This window comes from uncultured Tyzzerella sp. (assembly GCF_963558545.1).
Classification (GTDB): domain Bacteria; phylum Bacillota; class Clostridia; order Lachnospirales; family CAG-274; genus Tyzzerella.
This window is the reverse complement of record NZ_CAUWHO010000046.1, coordinates 1-15,973: the sequence shown is the minus strand read 5'-3', so window position 1 is coordinate 15,973 and position 15,973 is coordinate 1. Positions and strand designations below refer to the sequence as shown.

The 15,973-nt window shown below is 27.9% G+C and carries 13 protein-coding genes; 12 read left to right on the top strand and 1 reads right to left on the bottom strand.

Annotation, left to right across the window (positions count from 1 at the left end):
• The first annotated feature begins 124 nt into the window (after window positions 1-124).
• Genes R5Z65_RS07820 through R5Z65_RS07795 form a run of 6 tightly spaced genes read left to right on the top strand, consistent with a single transcriptional unit; the run spans window position 125 to window position 5,841 of the window.
• Window positions 125-1,123: a LacI family DNA-binding transcriptional regulator gene (locus R5Z65_RS07820; RefSeq protein ID WP_317368339.1), complete on the top strand. Its 999-nt coding sequence runs from the start codon at window positions 125-127 to the stop codon at window positions 1,121-1,123.
• Between the two features lie 21 nt (window positions 1,124-1,144).
• The gene (locus tag R5Z65_RS07815) at window positions 1,145-2,230 is read left to right on the top strand and encodes a Gfo/Idh/MocA family oxidoreductase (protein ID WP_317368338.1); all 1,086 of its coding nucleotides are present in this window, start codon (window positions 1,145-1,147) and stop codon (window positions 2,228-2,230) included.
• Window positions 2,231-2,254: 24 nt separating this feature from the next.
• Window positions 2,255-3,034, top strand: a complete 780-nt coding sequence (locus R5Z65_RS07810; RefSeq protein WP_317368337.1) for a sugar phosphate isomerase/epimerase — start codon at window positions 2,255-2,257, stop codon at window positions 3,032-3,034.
• Window positions 3,035-3,056: 22 nt separating this feature from the next.
• Window positions 3,057-3,782: a TIM barrel protein gene (locus R5Z65_RS07805; protein ID WP_317368336.1), complete on the top strand. Its 726-nt coding sequence runs from the start codon at window positions 3,057-3,059 to the stop codon at window positions 3,780-3,782.
• A 16-nt stretch (window positions 3,783-3,798) separates the two neighbouring features.
• Window positions 3,799-4,764 carry a sugar phosphate isomerase/epimerase gene (locus R5Z65_RS07800; protein ID WP_317368335.1) on the top strand — a complete coding sequence of 322 codons (966 nt, stop codon included), beginning with the start codon at window positions 3,799-3,801 and terminating at the stop codon, window positions 4,762-4,764.
• A 21-nt stretch (window positions 4,765-4,785) separates the two neighbouring features.
• Complete coding sequence (locus tag R5Z65_RS07795; RefSeq protein ID WP_317368334.1) at window positions 4,786-5,841, top strand: Gfo/Idh/MocA family oxidoreductase; 1,056 nt, start codon at window positions 4,786-4,788, stop codon at window positions 5,839-5,841.
• Window positions 5,842-5,926: 85 nt separating this feature from the next.
• Here the strand turns inward: R5Z65_RS07795 and R5Z65_RS07790 are convergent, their stop codons facing one another.
• Window positions 5,927-7,435: an extracellular solute-binding protein gene (locus R5Z65_RS07790; RefSeq protein ID WP_317368333.1), complete on the bottom strand. Its 1,509-nt coding sequence runs from the start codon at window positions 7,433-7,435 to the stop codon at window positions 5,927-5,929.
• 507 nt (window positions 7,436-7,942) lie between these two features.
• Between R5Z65_RS07790 and R5Z65_RS07785 the strand changes: the two genes are divergently transcribed.
• The 6 genes from R5Z65_RS07785 to R5Z65_RS07760 all read left to right on the top strand — a co-directional run bounded on the left by R5Z65_RS07785 (window position 7,943) and on the right by R5Z65_RS07760 (window position 15,618).
• Window positions 7,943-9,280, top strand: a complete 1,338-nt coding sequence (locus tag R5Z65_RS07785) for an amidohydrolase (RefSeq protein WP_317368332.1) — start codon at window positions 7,943-7,945, stop codon at window positions 9,278-9,280.
• Between the two features lie 595 nt (window positions 9,281-9,875).
• Window positions 9,876-10,760, top strand: coding sequence for a MurR/RpiR family transcriptional regulator (locus R5Z65_RS07780; RefSeq protein WP_317368331.1), 885 nt, complete (start codon window positions 9,876-9,878; stop codon window positions 10,758-10,760).
• Between the two features lie 65 nt (window positions 10,761-10,825).
• Window positions 10,826-12,052, top strand: a complete 1,227-nt coding sequence (locus R5Z65_RS07775) for an NAD(P)/FAD-dependent oxidoreductase (protein WP_317368330.1) — start codon at window positions 10,826-10,828, stop codon at window positions 12,050-12,052.
• A gap of 9 nt (window positions 12,053-12,061) precedes the next feature.
• Window positions 12,062-13,096 (top strand): (d)CMP kinase, encoded by a 1,035-nt coding sequence (gene cmk, locus R5Z65_RS07770; protein ID WP_317368329.1) that lies wholly within the window; start codon window positions 12,062-12,064, stop codon window positions 13,094-13,096.
• A 10-nt stretch (window positions 13,097-13,106) separates the two neighbouring features.
• Complete coding sequence (locus R5Z65_RS07765) at window positions 13,107-13,697, top strand: lysophospholipid acyltransferase family protein (RefSeq protein ID WP_317368328.1); 591 nt, start codon at window positions 13,107-13,109, stop codon at window positions 13,695-13,697.
• Between the two features lie 16 nt (window positions 13,698-13,713).
• Window positions 13,714-15,618 carry a bifunctional 4-hydroxy-3-methylbut-2-enyl diphosphate reductase/30S ribosomal protein S1 gene (locus R5Z65_RS07760; protein ID WP_317368327.1) on the top strand — a complete coding sequence of 635 codons (1,905 nt, stop codon included), beginning with the start codon at window positions 13,714-13,716 and terminating at the stop codon, window positions 15,616-15,618.
• The last annotated feature ends 355 nt before the right edge of the window (window positions 15,619-15,973 follow it).

Sequence of the window (15,973 nt, the reverse complement as noted above, 5' to 3'; positions counted from 1 at the left end):
TAATAAACAAAAAAATATAATAAAATTAATGTATTATTACTATTGAAAAAATAAAATAAATGTGTATAATAATTTATAAAATGTAATGGTTTACATTTGTATTTAAAATTTTAGGAGTGATAAAATGAGCACTATAAAAGACGTTGCAAATCTTGCAAAAGTTTCTGTTGCTACTGTGTCTAGAGTTTTGAATAATGAAAATAATGTGAAACAACAAACAAAAGAAAAAGTGTTACAAGCTGTTAAAGAACTGAATTATACACCAAATTTACTTGCAAGAAATTTAAGGCGTTCTAACACAAAATGTGTACTTGTTTTATTGCCAACTATATCTAATCAGTTTTATTCTACAATAATAAAAGGGATAAATAGCATTGTAGAAAAAGAAGGCTACAACCTTATGATATCTATTACAGAGCTAGATAAAAAAAGAGAAGAAGCCTATATAGAAATGTTAAAAACAAAAAGAGTTGATGGAATTATTTTGTTTGCTTCACAAATATCTAAAAGCAAGCTAAATAATATAGCAAAGCATTATCCTATAATACAATGTAGTGAATACTTGGAAGATACAGAAACTACTATAATAACTATAGATAACAAAAAAGCAGGATTTGATGCAACTAGTTATTTAATAGGGTTGGGGCATAAAAATATAGCTATATTAACAAGCCAAAAAACATACACATCTGCTATATATAGAGAAAAAGGATATAGAGAAGCTTTACAAAAACATAAGATAAAAATAAATGAAAGTAACATAATAAAAACAGATTATACATATAAAGTTGCTATGGAAATAACAGAAAAATTATTAAAAAGGGAAAAGCCGCCAACAGCTATATTTGCAGTATCTGATAGTATGGCAATTGGAGCTATAAAGGCTATAAAAAAACAAGGGAAAATAGTAGGTAAGGACATAGATGTGATAGGCTTTGATGACACAATTATTTCCAAATTATATGAACCAGACATAACTACCATATCTCAACCGAGGTTTAAAATGGGTCAGTTGGCTATGAAAGCTATTTTAGAAAAAATAAATGATAATAGTGTTAGTAATAAATTTATAACATTAGAACATAACCTTGTAGTAAGGAACTCTACAAGATTAAATAAATAATAAATAAAGGAGATGTTTAAAATGGAAAGAGTAGTGAAAGTAGGTATTATTGGTTGTGGTGGAATTGCTAATGGTAAGCATATGCCTTCATTAAAGAAATTAAAAAATGTAGAGTTAGTTGCTTTTTGTGATATTATTTTAGAAAAAGCAGAAAAAGCTGCTAAAGAATACGGAGTAGAAGGTGCTAAAGTTTATACAGATTATAAGGAGCTTTTAAAAGATGAGCAAATAGAGATTGTACACGTTTGTACACCTAACCGTTCTCATAGCTTTATTACAATAGACTCTTTAGAATCTGGAAAGCACGTTATGTGTGAAAAACCTATGGCAAAAACTACTAAAGAAGCTATGGAAATGATAGAAGCAGCTAAAAGAACAGGTAAAAAGCTTACAATAGGATATCAAAATAGATATAGAGATGATAGCACATATTTAAAAAGGGCTTGTGAAAATGATGAGCTTGGCGAAATTTATTATGCAAAAGCTCACGCTATTAGAAGAAGAGCAGTCCCTACTTGGGGCGTATTTTTAAATGAAGAAGAACAAGGAGGAGGCCCATTAATAGATATTGGTACTCACGCCTTAGATTTAACACTTTGGATGATGAATAACTATAAGCCTAAAATGGTTGTAGGTAGTGTTTATAAAAAGTTAGGTAACCAAACAGAAACAGCTAATACTTGGGGAGATTGGAACCCAGAAGAATATACAGTAGAAGATTCTGCTTTTGGCTTTATAATTATGGAAGACGGTGCTACAATAGTTTTAGAATCTAGCTGGGCATTAAATAGCCTTGATGTAAATGAGGCAAAAACTAGTCTATGTGGTACTAAAGCTGGGGCAGATATGAAAGATGGCCTTAGAATAAATGGAGTTAAATATAATAAACAATATGTTGAAAAACCAGATTTAACTGCTGGGGGAGTTGCTTTTTTTGATGGAGTAGCAGAAACAGAAGCAGACAAAGAGGCAAGGCTATGGATAGATGCTATTATTAATGATAAAGAAGTTATTGTTAAGCCAGAAGAGGCTATGGTAGTTACACAAATATTAGAAGCTATTTATAAATCGGCAGAAATAGGAAAACCAATATTTTTTAATGAATAATACATAATTTTAGAGGTGAATAAAATGAAACTAGGAATTATTAATTGGATATATGAAGAACATTTTAAAGATGTATCGGACAAAGGATTAGAATATTTAGAAATATGCGTAAATGATAGAGATAAAGAGTTTTTAGAAAATGTTGAAAAAACAAAAGAACTATCAGAGAAATATAATATAAAAATTTCATCTGTTGGTAGATGGGGTAGCGATAGAATTTTAAAAACAGGAGAATTAAACGATGAAGAGCTTAGCATAGAATATAAACTTATAGATGCTTGCCAAAAACTTGATGCACCTGTATATGTTACTGGTTGTAACTATGTAGAAGAATTTTCCTATTATGAAAATGTAACTTTTGCTATAAAATATTTTGAAAAATTAATAGAATATGCAAAGCCTAAAAATATAAAAATAGCTACATACAATTGTAGATGGAATAATTTTGTACATTCTGACCCAGCTTGGAATTTAATACACGGTTATTTAAAAGATTTATATATAAAATATGATACATCTCATTGTATTTATGATGGAGGGGATTATTTATCAGAAACTAAAAAATGGTGTAATAGATTTGCTCACGTACACATTAAAGGTGTTTTAGTAGTAGATGGGCAAAGATATGATGACCCTCCAGCAGGCTTAGACCAAACAGATTGGAGCTCATTTATTGGTATGTTATATTCTGGTGGGTATGATGGGGTACTTAGTATAGAGCCACATTCTCCATTATGGCAAGGAGAGCTTGGAAGAAAAGGAATAGAATATACTATAAGATATATAAAAAAATTTATGTTATAATTAAAAAAGAGGTGCATATTTTATGGTTAAATTGGCATTACAATTATATACTATACGAGAAGAATTACAAAAAGATTTTGTTAAAACTTTAGAAGAAGTGGCTAATCTAGGATTTGAAGGTGTAGAATTTGCAGGATTTTACAATATAGATGCACACGTTATGAAAAGTAATTTAGACAGACTTAATTTAAAGGCAGTAGCTAGTCATACACCCTATGAGCATATAGTGGATAAAGCAGATGAAGTTATAAACTATAATAAAATAATAGGTAATAAAAATATTGTTTGCCCTTACTATGATATAAAAACAAAAGAAGACTTAGATAAAATTATAAGTGGCTTAAAAGCTATTGTTGATAAATATAACCAAAATGGTATGGAGTTATTTTATCATAATCACGACCACGAATTTATTAAATTTGATAATAAATATGCACTAGATATTTTATTAGAAAAATTAGATAATAAATTAAAATTGGAGCTAGATACATTTTGGGTATATTGTGCAAATATAAATGTTTTAGAATATATGCAAAATAATAAAAATATGAAATTAATACATTTAAAAGATGGTATTAATAGAGATACTAAGGCATTGGGAGAAGGAAATGCACCCATAAAAGATATTTTTGAAAAAGCAAAACAACTAGGGATAGAATGGGCAATAGTGGAAAATGATATGCCTTTACCAAATGGATTGGAAGATGTTAAAAGAAGTGTTAAGTATATAAAAGAAAATTTAAAATAATTTAGGAGGGGTAATAATGAAACTAGGTGTTTTTACTTGCTTGTTAGGAGATAAACCTTTAGAGGAGGCTTTAGAATATTTTTCTAAAAAAGGTATACAAATGGTGGAAATAGGTTGTGGTGGATACCCTGGAAAATCTCACGCAGACCCAGAAATATTGTTAAATGATGATAAAGCTTTAGAAGATTTTAAAAATGCAATAAAAAAATATAATTTAGAAATAAGTGCTTTAAGTTGTCACGGAAATCCTGTACACCCACAAAAAGACATAGCAGATGCTTTTGATAAGGATATAAGAAATTGTATTTTACTTGCAGAAAAGCTAGGAATAAACCAAATAAATACTTTTTCTGGTTGTCCTGGAGATTACGATGGTGCAAAATATCCTAACTGGGTAACTTGCCCTTGGCCAGAAGATTACTTAGCTATTTTAGAATATCAATGGAACGAAGTTTTAATACCATATTGGAAAAACTTAGTAGCATTTGCTAAAGCACATAATGTAAATAAAATAGGATTAGAATTACACCCTGGATTTAGTGTATATAACACACATTCCTTATTAAAATTAAGACAGGCAGTAGGGGAAGAAATAGGTGCAAATTTAGACCCAAGCCATTTGATATGGCAAGGTATGGACCCTGTAGCTGTTATAAGAGAGCTTAAAGATGCAATATTTCATTTCCACGCAAAAGATACCAAAATAGATATTTACAACACTGCTAAAAATGGAGTTTTAGATACACAACATTATGGAGATGTTATTAATCGCTCTTGGGTGTTTAGAAGCGTTGGCTATGGAAATGACTATTCTAAATGGAAAGATATTATTTCTAATTTAAGACTAGTGGGATATGACTATGCTATTAGTATAGAACACGAAGATAGCTTAATGAGTCAAAATGAAGGGTTAACAAAGGCAGTAGAATTTTTAAAAGAAGTTATAACATTTGAAGGAACTGGAGAAATGTGGTGGGCTTAAAGTAAAGGAGGAAATTTTATAATGTATAAAGCAGTTATAGTTGGTTATGGCGGAATAGGATTTTGGCATTATGAAAATATTAAGGCGCATATACCTAGCATAGAGGTTATAGGTGCTTATGATATTAGAGAAGAAATGCTAGAAAAAGCTAGACAAAATGGTATAAAAGCATATAATAGTTTAGAAGAAGTGTTAGAAGATAAAGAAGTAGACATTGTTACTATAGCTACACCTAACAATTTTCACAAAGATATAGCTATTAAATGCCTTAAAGGTGGAAAAAATGTTATTTGTGAAAAACCAGTAACTATGAATAAAAAAGAGTTAGAAGAAATTATTAAAGTTCAAAAAGAAACTGGAAAATTATTTTCTATACACCAAAATAGAAGATGGGACAAAGATTACAATATAATTAAAAAAATATTAGATGATAAAATTTTAGTAAATCCTTATTATATAGAAACTAGAGTACAAGGCTCTAGAGGACCTTTACACGGTTGGAGAGGTGTTAAAGAAAATGGTGGAGGTATGCTCTATGATTGGGGTATACATTTAATTGACCAGATATTAGACCTTTTTCCACAAAATAAGGTGATTGAAATTTATGCTAATTTATTTTCTATACATTGTAAGGAAGTAGACGATAATTTTAAATTAATGATGAAATTAGATAATAATGTAAATGTATTAGTTGAAGTTGCTACAAATTGCTTTATAACTCAACCAAGATGGCATATGTGTTGTGAAGATGGTACTGCTATTATTGAAGATTGGAACTGTAATGGTAAAATAGTTAAATTAAACAATAATGAAGAATTGGTATGGGACGATGTTATTGTTTATACAGAGGCAGGCCCTACTAGAACTATGGCTCCAAGACCAGTTGAAACAACAGCTGAGATTGAGCTTCCTGATGTAAATCCTAAATGGGCTAGCTTTTATTTAAATATTGTTAATGTATTAAACAAAAAGGAAGAGCTTATTGTTAAGCCAGAACAGTGTTTAAGAACTATGGAAATAATAGATTATATTTTTGAGTCTAGTGAAAAGGGGAAAAAAGTAAACTGTAATATATAGATAAAAAATATATTAATTATATAATAATAAGGTGTAGGTTTTAAGTCTACACCTTATTATTATATAATTAATATAGTATTTAATTTTACTGTATTTTTCCTATTGCTTCTTTTTTTATGTTTATATACTCTTGTAAACCTAATTTTTCTAATTGCTTACAATATTCATTCCACTCTAAATTAACATCTGCTTGCCCACTAATCCAGGCAGCTGTTTTTTGATTTACATATGATGTAATAGAAGTAGAATATTCTGATAATTTTTCCACTTTATCTTCTGGTACCCAAAATTGAGGGATAACTGTATAATTTCCATTGCCGTCATTTCCTAATAAATAAGGGGCGTATAGTTTATCTGCCAATTTTTTTTCATATTTATAACTTTTTAGCTCTATATCTCTGTCAATTTTTACATCTGATGGGATATATGTAGGTAATGGTCTTGGGAATATATTCATAGGTGAATATTTTTCTTGTTCTTCTGGTGGTAGTTTAGTTGTATCATAAGGCCTATAATGGTTTTCTCCAACTTTTTCACAGAATTTATCAAAAGGTCCGTTTAGTGCTTGAAAAGAATTATATGTTTCAAATACATTGTCCCAATATCTAACTATTATTTCTGGATTTTTTGCTTTATCTGTAATTACAAATTGATTTTTATATATTTGCATACCATTTGATGTTGCAAGCCATTTTGGGTCATTACATTGTGGACTAGATAATACTGGTAATGGGACAAATTCAGGGTCTTGGTCAGGAGCATATTTTTTAAAGTCTAGGCTACCATAAGCCATAGAAACACCATATAAATCTTGCTCACCTTTTGCTTTCCAAGTGGATAAATCTTGTGTAAAAAATTCTGGGTCAAGTAAACCTTCTGCATTTAAACTAGCCATATATTCAATAAATTGTTTATATTCTTCTTTATTAAATCCAAACTCTAGCTCGCCATTTATTATAGTAAAACCATCTGTTTCCATTGGTAAACCAAACCAACCACAGAGATAAGCAAGTCGTCTATTATTAGGGTCTGCAGAAAATGGAATTTCATCATTAGGATTTCCATTTCCGTTTGCATCTTTTTCTTTAAATGCACGAAGCACTTCTCTAAATTCTTCTGTATTAGCAGGAACATCTAATCCTAAGTTATCTAGCCATTTTTGATTTATAAACGGGTTATAGATAACCTTTGGTTGTTCCTCAACAAAAGGTATAGAATATATATGTCCGTCAGGGGCAGTCATAGTTTCACGAACACCAGGTAGCTCTAAAACTTTCATAATATTTGGTGCATATTTTTCAAAATATTTTTCTAAAGGGATAAATACACCCATATTTGCTCCATACTTTAATATATCATTTTGGCTTAAGCACCAACCTGCAATAGCATCTGTATAATCTCCAGAGCTTAAAGCTAACCCATATTTCTCTTTTGCTATTTCATATGGATATTGATTTAAATTAACCTTAACATTAGTTTGATTTTCTAATGGTTGCCATAATATTTGTCCTTCAACTGGAGTATGATTATCTACAAATAGAGAAAAAGTATAATAGCCTTTTTTATCTACTATTGGAAGTCCAGTTGGGTTCATTAAACTATTAACTTTACAATCATCTCATATTTCTGGTACAGAATCACTATTTTTGCTTACAGTACTACTAGAATTACAACCTGTTAAAAAGGCTTGTGTTATTAATAAAGTTGATAAAAATAATGATATTTTTTTATTATATTTTTTTCATAACAAAACTCTTCCTAAAACCAAAATCTTAAAGAAAATATATTATAATAATTTATAATATATTTTATGATAATTATTACTAATAAATAAAAAAAGTAAAAAAATATAATTAAATAATAACATTTTTAAACAAAAATTACAATACCAATGTTCAACAATAAAATATTGATGAAAAATTAGTTAAATATACTGAAAATCCATTTTTTAAAATATACAAATTAAATAAAACTATGGTACGTTTATAAAAATATAAAATAGTAATAATTATACAAAAATAGTAATAAATATACAAAAGATATTGATTTTAGTATATTTATGTGATATTATATAAATATATTTGTACTTGGAGGTTATAAAATGGATATTAATACTTTAAAGAAAATGTGTATAGATGAAATAGATAAAAATAAAAATGAGATAATAAATATAGGTAAATATATATATAATAACCCAGAGCTTTCTTATAGAGAATTTAAAGCTACTGATATAGCAATAAATACTTTAAAAGACTTAGGACTTGATGTAGAAGAAAATATTGCCGTTACTGGTTGTAGGGCATCTATTAATAAAGATAAACAAGGACCTAAAGTTGCTATATTAGGAGAGCTAGATGCATTATCCTGTCCTGAACATAAAGATGCTAAAGAAGGTGGGGCTATCCATTGTTGTGGACACAATGCTCAAATGGCTGGAATGCTTGGGTGTGCTATTGGATTGGTAAAATCTGGTGTTTTTAAATATTTAGATGGTAAGGTAGATTTTATAGCTGTACCTGCAGAAGAAGGTATAGAGCTTGAATATAGAAAATATTTACAAGATAATAAAATGATAACTTATGTAGGAGGTAAGCAAGAGCTTATACATAAAGGATATTTTGATGATGTGGATATGTCTATGATGTTTCATCTTGGAAGTATAAAAGAAAATAAAAAATGTATAATAAAAGGCAAATCTAATGGTTTTATAGAAAAAGGTATTACTTTTATTGGTAAATCTGCTCACTCTGGAAGAGCACCTCATTTAGGTATAAATGCTGGCACAATGGCTAATCTTGCCATTAACAACATAAATGCCCTTAGAGATACTTTTAAAGATGAAGATAAAATAAGGGTACATTATATAATAAACCACGGTGGAGATGCTGTTAATGTTGTACCTAATAAAGTTACTATGGAGGCTATGGTAAGAGCCAACAATGCAGAGGCTATGATAGATGCTAATAAAAAATTTAATAGAGCTTTACAAGCAGCAGCACTTGCTATTGGTGGTAAAGTTGTTATAGAAGATTTTATAGGGTATTTATCTTTAGAGACAGATGATAGTATGAATGCTTTATTTAAAGATAATCTTATAAACTTTTTAAACATTAAAGAAGACGAAATAATAGATTTAAATACTGGGGGAGGCTCTACGGATATGGGGGATTTATCTCAAATAATGCCTTGTATACACCCTTATATAATGGGAGCAACTGGAGATTTTCATACAAAAGATTATAATATGGTAGATGAAGAAATGGGATATATTAATTCTGCTAAAGCTATGGCTTTAACATTAATAGATTTATTATATGATAATGCTAAAAAAGGGAAAGAAATAGTAAATAATTTTAAACCTACATATACAGTTAAAGAATATTTAAAATTTTTAGAAGAAAATAATGTAATACATACACACGATTATACAAATATTTAAAATAAAGACTAAATATTTTATTATAAAAATATACAAAAATTAATTGAGGTTGTAGACAAAGTCTACAACCTCTTCAAAAAATAACGAGTTTATTTTTTTTAGATACTGTAAGAAAAAAGTCGATTTCTTCGCACAAGAGTTAAAGCCTCTAGAAATCTAGCTTTTACATAATCCAAGGCAAAGCCTCGTATTGTGATTAAAATTTTTGTATCTTATAAATAGGATATAAAAATGAAAAAAATTTTACTTTAATATTATTTTGTCTATAGCCTGAAATTAATTTTAAATATTTTTGTATTTAATAAAGAGTATATTAATTTTATTAGTATACTCTTTATTAAATACAATTAAGATATGACTTATATTTTAAAGTAAAATTATATACGGGTGTTCGTATTAATTTTTACGAATAAAAATATATAGGAATATATGTTTTTGAATACAACGTATTTAAAAAATTGATTTTTAAATGAAAGATTAAAACTTAAAATATATACTTGAATATTATACAAATTTAATATATTATAAATATATAATATTTTATTTATTATTTTACAATATATAAAATAAATATAACTTTAAAGGATATATAAATATGTTTGAAGATGATTTACTTAAAAAGATAAATGAAAAAATGCTAAGTTTAAGTAAAAGCCAAAAAAGATTAGCCTCGTTTATATTAGAACATTATGATGAGGCAGCTTTTATGACAGCATCTAGGCTAGGAGAGGTGGCAGGCGTTAGTGAATCTACTGTTGTAAGGTTTGCATCAGAAATGGGTTTTGATGGTTATCCTAAAATGCAAACAGAACTAGAATCTTTAATAAAAACAAAGTTGACAGCAGCACAAAGAATGAGAGTGTCTGCTGAACAAATATCTAAAAGTAATAAAGATGTTTTAACTAACATACTAGAAAAAGATGCAGAGCGTATAAAATGTACATTATCTACATTAGATAAAAATTCATTTGAGCATTGTGTAGAAAAAATACTAAAGGCTAGAAAAGTTTACATAATAGGTGTTAGAAGTGCAAACTCTTTATCTTCATTTTTAGCTTTTTATCTTAACCTTATGATAAATAATGTTATTTATGTAAATTCTTCTACTGCTACGGAAATATTTGAACAAATATTTAGAATAGAAGAAGATGATGTTTTAATAGGGATTAGTTTCCCTAGATATTCTAGGAGAACTATAAAAGCTATGGAATATGCTTTTTCTAAAAATGCAACAACTATTGCTATAACAGATAGTAAATATTCTCCACTTGTTAATTTTGCTACTAATAGCCTTATAGCAAGAAGTGATATGGTATCTTTTATAGACTCTTTAGTAGCACCTTTAAGTGTTATAAATGCTTTGCTTGTTGCTATTAGCGTTGCCAAAAAAGATGATATGATAATTACTCTTGAAAACTTAGAAAATATTTGGAGTGAATATCAGGTTTATAATTATAGACCAATTAGAAACTTTTTTTAAATATAATAATATGGATTATATTTATTTTTATAAAAAGTATTACCAAAATTGATTAGGTGAAAAATATGAAAAAAACAATAGTAATAGGTGGTGGACCTGCTGGTATGATAGCTAGCGGTTTTGCTGCAAAAAATAACAATGTTATCCTTTTTGAAAAAAATAAAAAACTAGGTAGAAAGCTTTTTATAACTGGTAAAGGTAGATGTAATGTTACAAATGCTTGTGACCCAGAAGAACTTATACAAAATACCCCTGGAAATCCGTATTTTTTATACAGTGCTTTTTATACTTTTGATAGCTATGCTACTATGAATTTTTTTGAAGAACTAGGCGTTAGGGTAAAAGTGGAGCGTGGCAACAGAGTTTTCCCTGTTTCTGAAAAATCTAGTGACATAGTTAAAGCACTTACTAGATTTATGGAAGATAATAACGTGGATATAAGGTTAAATTCTAATGTAGAGGATTTAATAGTAGAAGATAATAAAATAACAAAAGCTATTGTTAATAACCAAGAAATAGATGTGGAAAATGTAATAATAGCAACAGGTGGACTATCGTATCCTGTTACTGGCTCTGACGGTGATGGATATAAATTTGCTAAAAAAATGGGACACAAGGTTACTAAATTATATCCGTCTTTAGTACCACTTAAACTAGAGGAAAAATGGTGCCAAGATTTACAAGGGCTTAGCCTTAAAAATGTAGAGTTAAATATTTTTATAGATAATAAAAATGTTTACAAAAATTTTGGAGAAATGATGTTTACCCATTTTGGAATTACAGGGCCTTTAGTTTTAAAAGGCAGTAGAAGTATTGTTGGTAAATATAACAACCATAAAATAACAGGGTATATAGATTTAAAGCCAGCTCTTACAGATAAAGAACTTGATAGTAGAATACTTAGAGATTTTGAAAAGTTTATTAACAAGTCTTTTAAAAATAGCTTAGATGAATTACTACCACAAAAAATTATACCTACTATCATATCATTATCTAACATAGATGAAAACAAAAAAGTAAATTCTGTTACAAAAGATGAAAGAAGAAGGCTTTGTAATATAATAAAAAAATTGCCTATAACTATAATAGGGGATAATGGGTATAATGAAGCTGTAATAACAGCTGGTGGTATATGTGTAGATGAGATAGACCCAAGTACAATGAAATCTAAAATAATAGATAATTTATATTTTGCAGGAGAAGTTATAGATGTAGATAGCTACACAGGTGGATTTAATTTACAAATAGCTTTTGCTACTGGCTATTTAGCTGGTAATAATATAAATAGTTAGGAGAAAATTATGAATATTTGCTCTATTAGAGGTGCTATAACAATAGAAGAAAATACAAAAGAAAATATTATTAAAAATGCAGAAATATTGTTAAATGAAATAATTGAAAAAAATGGTATAAATAAAGAAGATATAATAAATATTATATTTTCTGCTACAAAAGACATTACTAAAGCATATCCAGCTATTGCCACTAGAAATATGGGTATAACGGATTGTGCTATTATGTGTATGCAAGAAATGGATATAGAATTTAGTTTACCAATGTGTATAAGAGTTATGATAACAGTTAATTTAGATATAAAAAAACAGGATATAAAACACATATATTTAAAAGGTGCAAAAAAGTTAAGGCCAGATATAGCTTTAAAAAATACAGGGTTTGCAGTTGCAATAGATGGGCCTGCTGGTTCTGGTAAAAGCACAGTTTCTAAAATAATATGTAAAGAACTTAACTTTATATATGTAGATACTGGAGCTATGTTTAGAACTATAACACTTTACTGTTTACAAAATGATATAGATTGTAACAATAAAGATGAAGTTACTAAAGAACTTAAAAATATAAATATATCTTTAGATTTTGAAAATGGTATACAACAAATTTACCTAAATAATGAAAATGTTACTGATAAAATAAGAACACAAGAAATTGCAAAAAATGCTTCTATTATTGCTCAAATACCTAGTGTTAGAGAAAAATTATTAAATATGCAAAGAAAAATAGCTAAAGATAGCAATGTTATAATGGATGGTAGAGATATAGGTACTAATGTTTTACCTAACGCTAATGTTAAAATATATTTAGATGCAGACATAGATGAAAGAGCTAAAAGAAGATGTGAAGAACTTTCTTTGAAAAATGAAAAATTTGAATATGATAAAGTTAGACAAGGTATAATAGATAGAGATAATGCAGATAAAAATAGGGAAATAGTTCCTCTTAAAAAAGCTGATAATGCTATAACTATTAATACTACTAATTTGTCAATATATGAAGTTTCAGATTATATAATAAAAATAATAAAAGAAAATATAAAGTAGGTGAAATAAAATGTTTTATTATCTCGCTATATTTAGCCTTGCTGTTTATACTAGGTTAAAATTTAAAGTAAAGGTAAAAGGATTTAAAAATATACCTAAAAATTGTGGGTTAATATTTTGCTCCAACCATTCTAGCAATTTTGACCCTGTAATGGTTTGTAGTAGTATTAGGAATAGAAAGATACATTACTTTGCTAAAAAAGAGCTTTTTTCTACAAAATTTAAAAACTTTTGGATGCGTCAGCTATGTGCTTTTCCAGTTGATAGGGAGGGCACAGATATAAATGCTCTAAAATTTAGTATAAATCTTTTAAAAGGCGGTGGTTCTCTAGGGATATTTGCTCAAGGAACAAGGGTTAAACAAGGAGAAAGTGCCGAAGCTAAAAATGGTGTTTCATTATTTGCTTTAAAAAGTGGTGTAGATGTTGTTCCTATTGGTATTACGGCTAACTATGAAAAAAAAGGCAATGTTATAGTCAACATAGGAAAACCTATTTCCTTTGAAAAATATAAAGGTGAAAAACCTAAAACAGAAATTTTAAATAAAATGACAGAAGAAATTATGCTAGAAATAGAAAAATTACTTAATGAAAATAAATAGTTTAGAGAGGGATTATATGGAAATAATACTTGCAAAATCTGCTGGTTTTTGCTTTGGTGTTAAATTGGCAGTAGATTGTGTGTATGAAAAGTCTAAAAATGATAAAATATATACATATGGACCTATTATACACAATAAAAATGTAGTGAAAGACCTTGAAAAACAAGGCGTAGAAATATTAGAAAATTTAGAAAAAGATATAAATGGTAAGGTAATTATACGCTCGCACGGAGTGCCACCTAGTGTTTATAAGCTATTAGAAGAAAAAAATATAGAATATATAGACTGTACTTGCCCATTTGTAAAAAAAATTCACAGAATAGTTGATGAAAATTATAAAAAAGGACAAAAAATTATCATTATTGGTAATAAAAATCACCCAGAAATAATAGGTATAAATGGATTTTGTGATAATACAGGATTAATAGCAAATAGTATAGAAGAATTTGAAGGTCTATGTATAGATGATGATAAAGAGTATATTTTGGTTTCTCAGACTACCTTTGATATAACATTATTTGAAAAATTATTAAAAAATATAAAAGGTAATAATATAAAAGTGTTTAATACTATATGTAGTGCAACAAATGATAGACAAAAAGAGGCCTTAGAATTATCTAAACAGGTTGATTATATGATAGTTTTAGGTGATGTTAGTAGTTCAAATACACAAAAATTATATGAAATTTGTAAAAAAAATTGTGAAAACACCTATTTATGTGAAACAATTAAAGATTTGCAGTTGAATAATTTTAAAAAAAATGTTAAAATTGGAATAACTGCTGGTGCATCAACACCACCAGCTATAATAAAGGAGGCTTTAAATAAAATGAGTGAAATGGAAAATATGTCTTTTGAGGAAATGTTAAACGAAAGTTTTAAAACATTACATAGTGGTAATGTAGTGAAGGGTAGTGTCATAAGAGTTACAGATAATGAAGTTTTTGTAAACCTTGGATATAAAGCAGATGGTGTTATAGAAAAATCAGAGTTTTCTAACGACCCTAACGTAGATTTAAAAAGTGAAGTTTCTGTTGGAGATGAAATAGAAGTTTTTGTTATTAAAGTAAATGATGGTGATGGAAACGTTGTACTATCTAAAAAAAGATTAGAAATGAATAAAGGTTTTGACGAATTAGAAGAAGCTTTTAATAATAAAAGTATATTAAAAGGCAAAATAGTAGATGTTATAAAAGGTGGACTTATAGCTAATATAAACAATGTTAGAGTATTTGTACCTTCTTCTCAAATATCGAATAAATTTGTGCAAGACTTAAACAGCTTTAAAGGAAAAGAATTTGATTTTAACATTATTGAATTTAACAAAGCTAAACGTCGTATAATTGCAGGAAGAAGAGATTTAGTTCAATCTATGGAAGATGAAGCTAAAGATAAAGTTTATGGAAATATTAAAGCAGGAGATAAATTAGAAGGTACTGTTAGCCGTATTGTAGATTTTGGTGCTTTTGTAGACCTTGGTGGTGTAGATGGACTTATTCATATTTCTGAGCTTTCTTGGGGAAGAGTAAAAAAAGTTACTGATGTATTAAAAGAAGGAGATAAAGTTACTGTATATGTTTTAGAGGTAGACAAAGATAAAAATAAAATTTCTCTTTCTTTAAAAGATGCAGAAAAAAATCCTTGGGTTTTAGCTAAAGATAAATACAATATTTCTGATGTAGTAGAAGGAAAAGTTGTTCGTCTTGTGGATTTTGGTGCTTTTGTAGAATTAGAAGAAGGCGTAGATGGTCTTGTTCACATATCTCAAATTTGCCAAAAACATATTGCTAAACCAGAAGAAGCTTTATCTATTGGTCAAGTTGTTAAAGCTAAAATTACACAAATAGATGCAGAAAATAAAAAAATAAGTTTAAGTATTAAAGAAGTAGACTCTCCAGTAGAAGAATCTACAGAAGAATAATTTATATTTAGTAGTTAAAATTTTACCATAAAAGGCTAGTATTTTATAAATATTAGCCTTTTATGATAAAATGTAAAAAAAGTGTTGACATTATAATCTATTTATGGTAATATAAGCAAGTCGCTAAAACAAGTTAATAAAATGTAAAAAAAGTGTTGACAAAGTTTTAAATAAGTGATATGATGGTTAAGTCGTTAATTTACAGCAAGTTAAAAAATAACAAAAATGTAAAAAAAGTGTTGACAAAGTGAAAAGTTTATGATAAACTAATCTAGTCGTCAAAACAAACGATAAAAAAGAAATATTGAACATTGAAAACTAAATAATCAAAAAAGTGAATTAAACAACCCGAAGA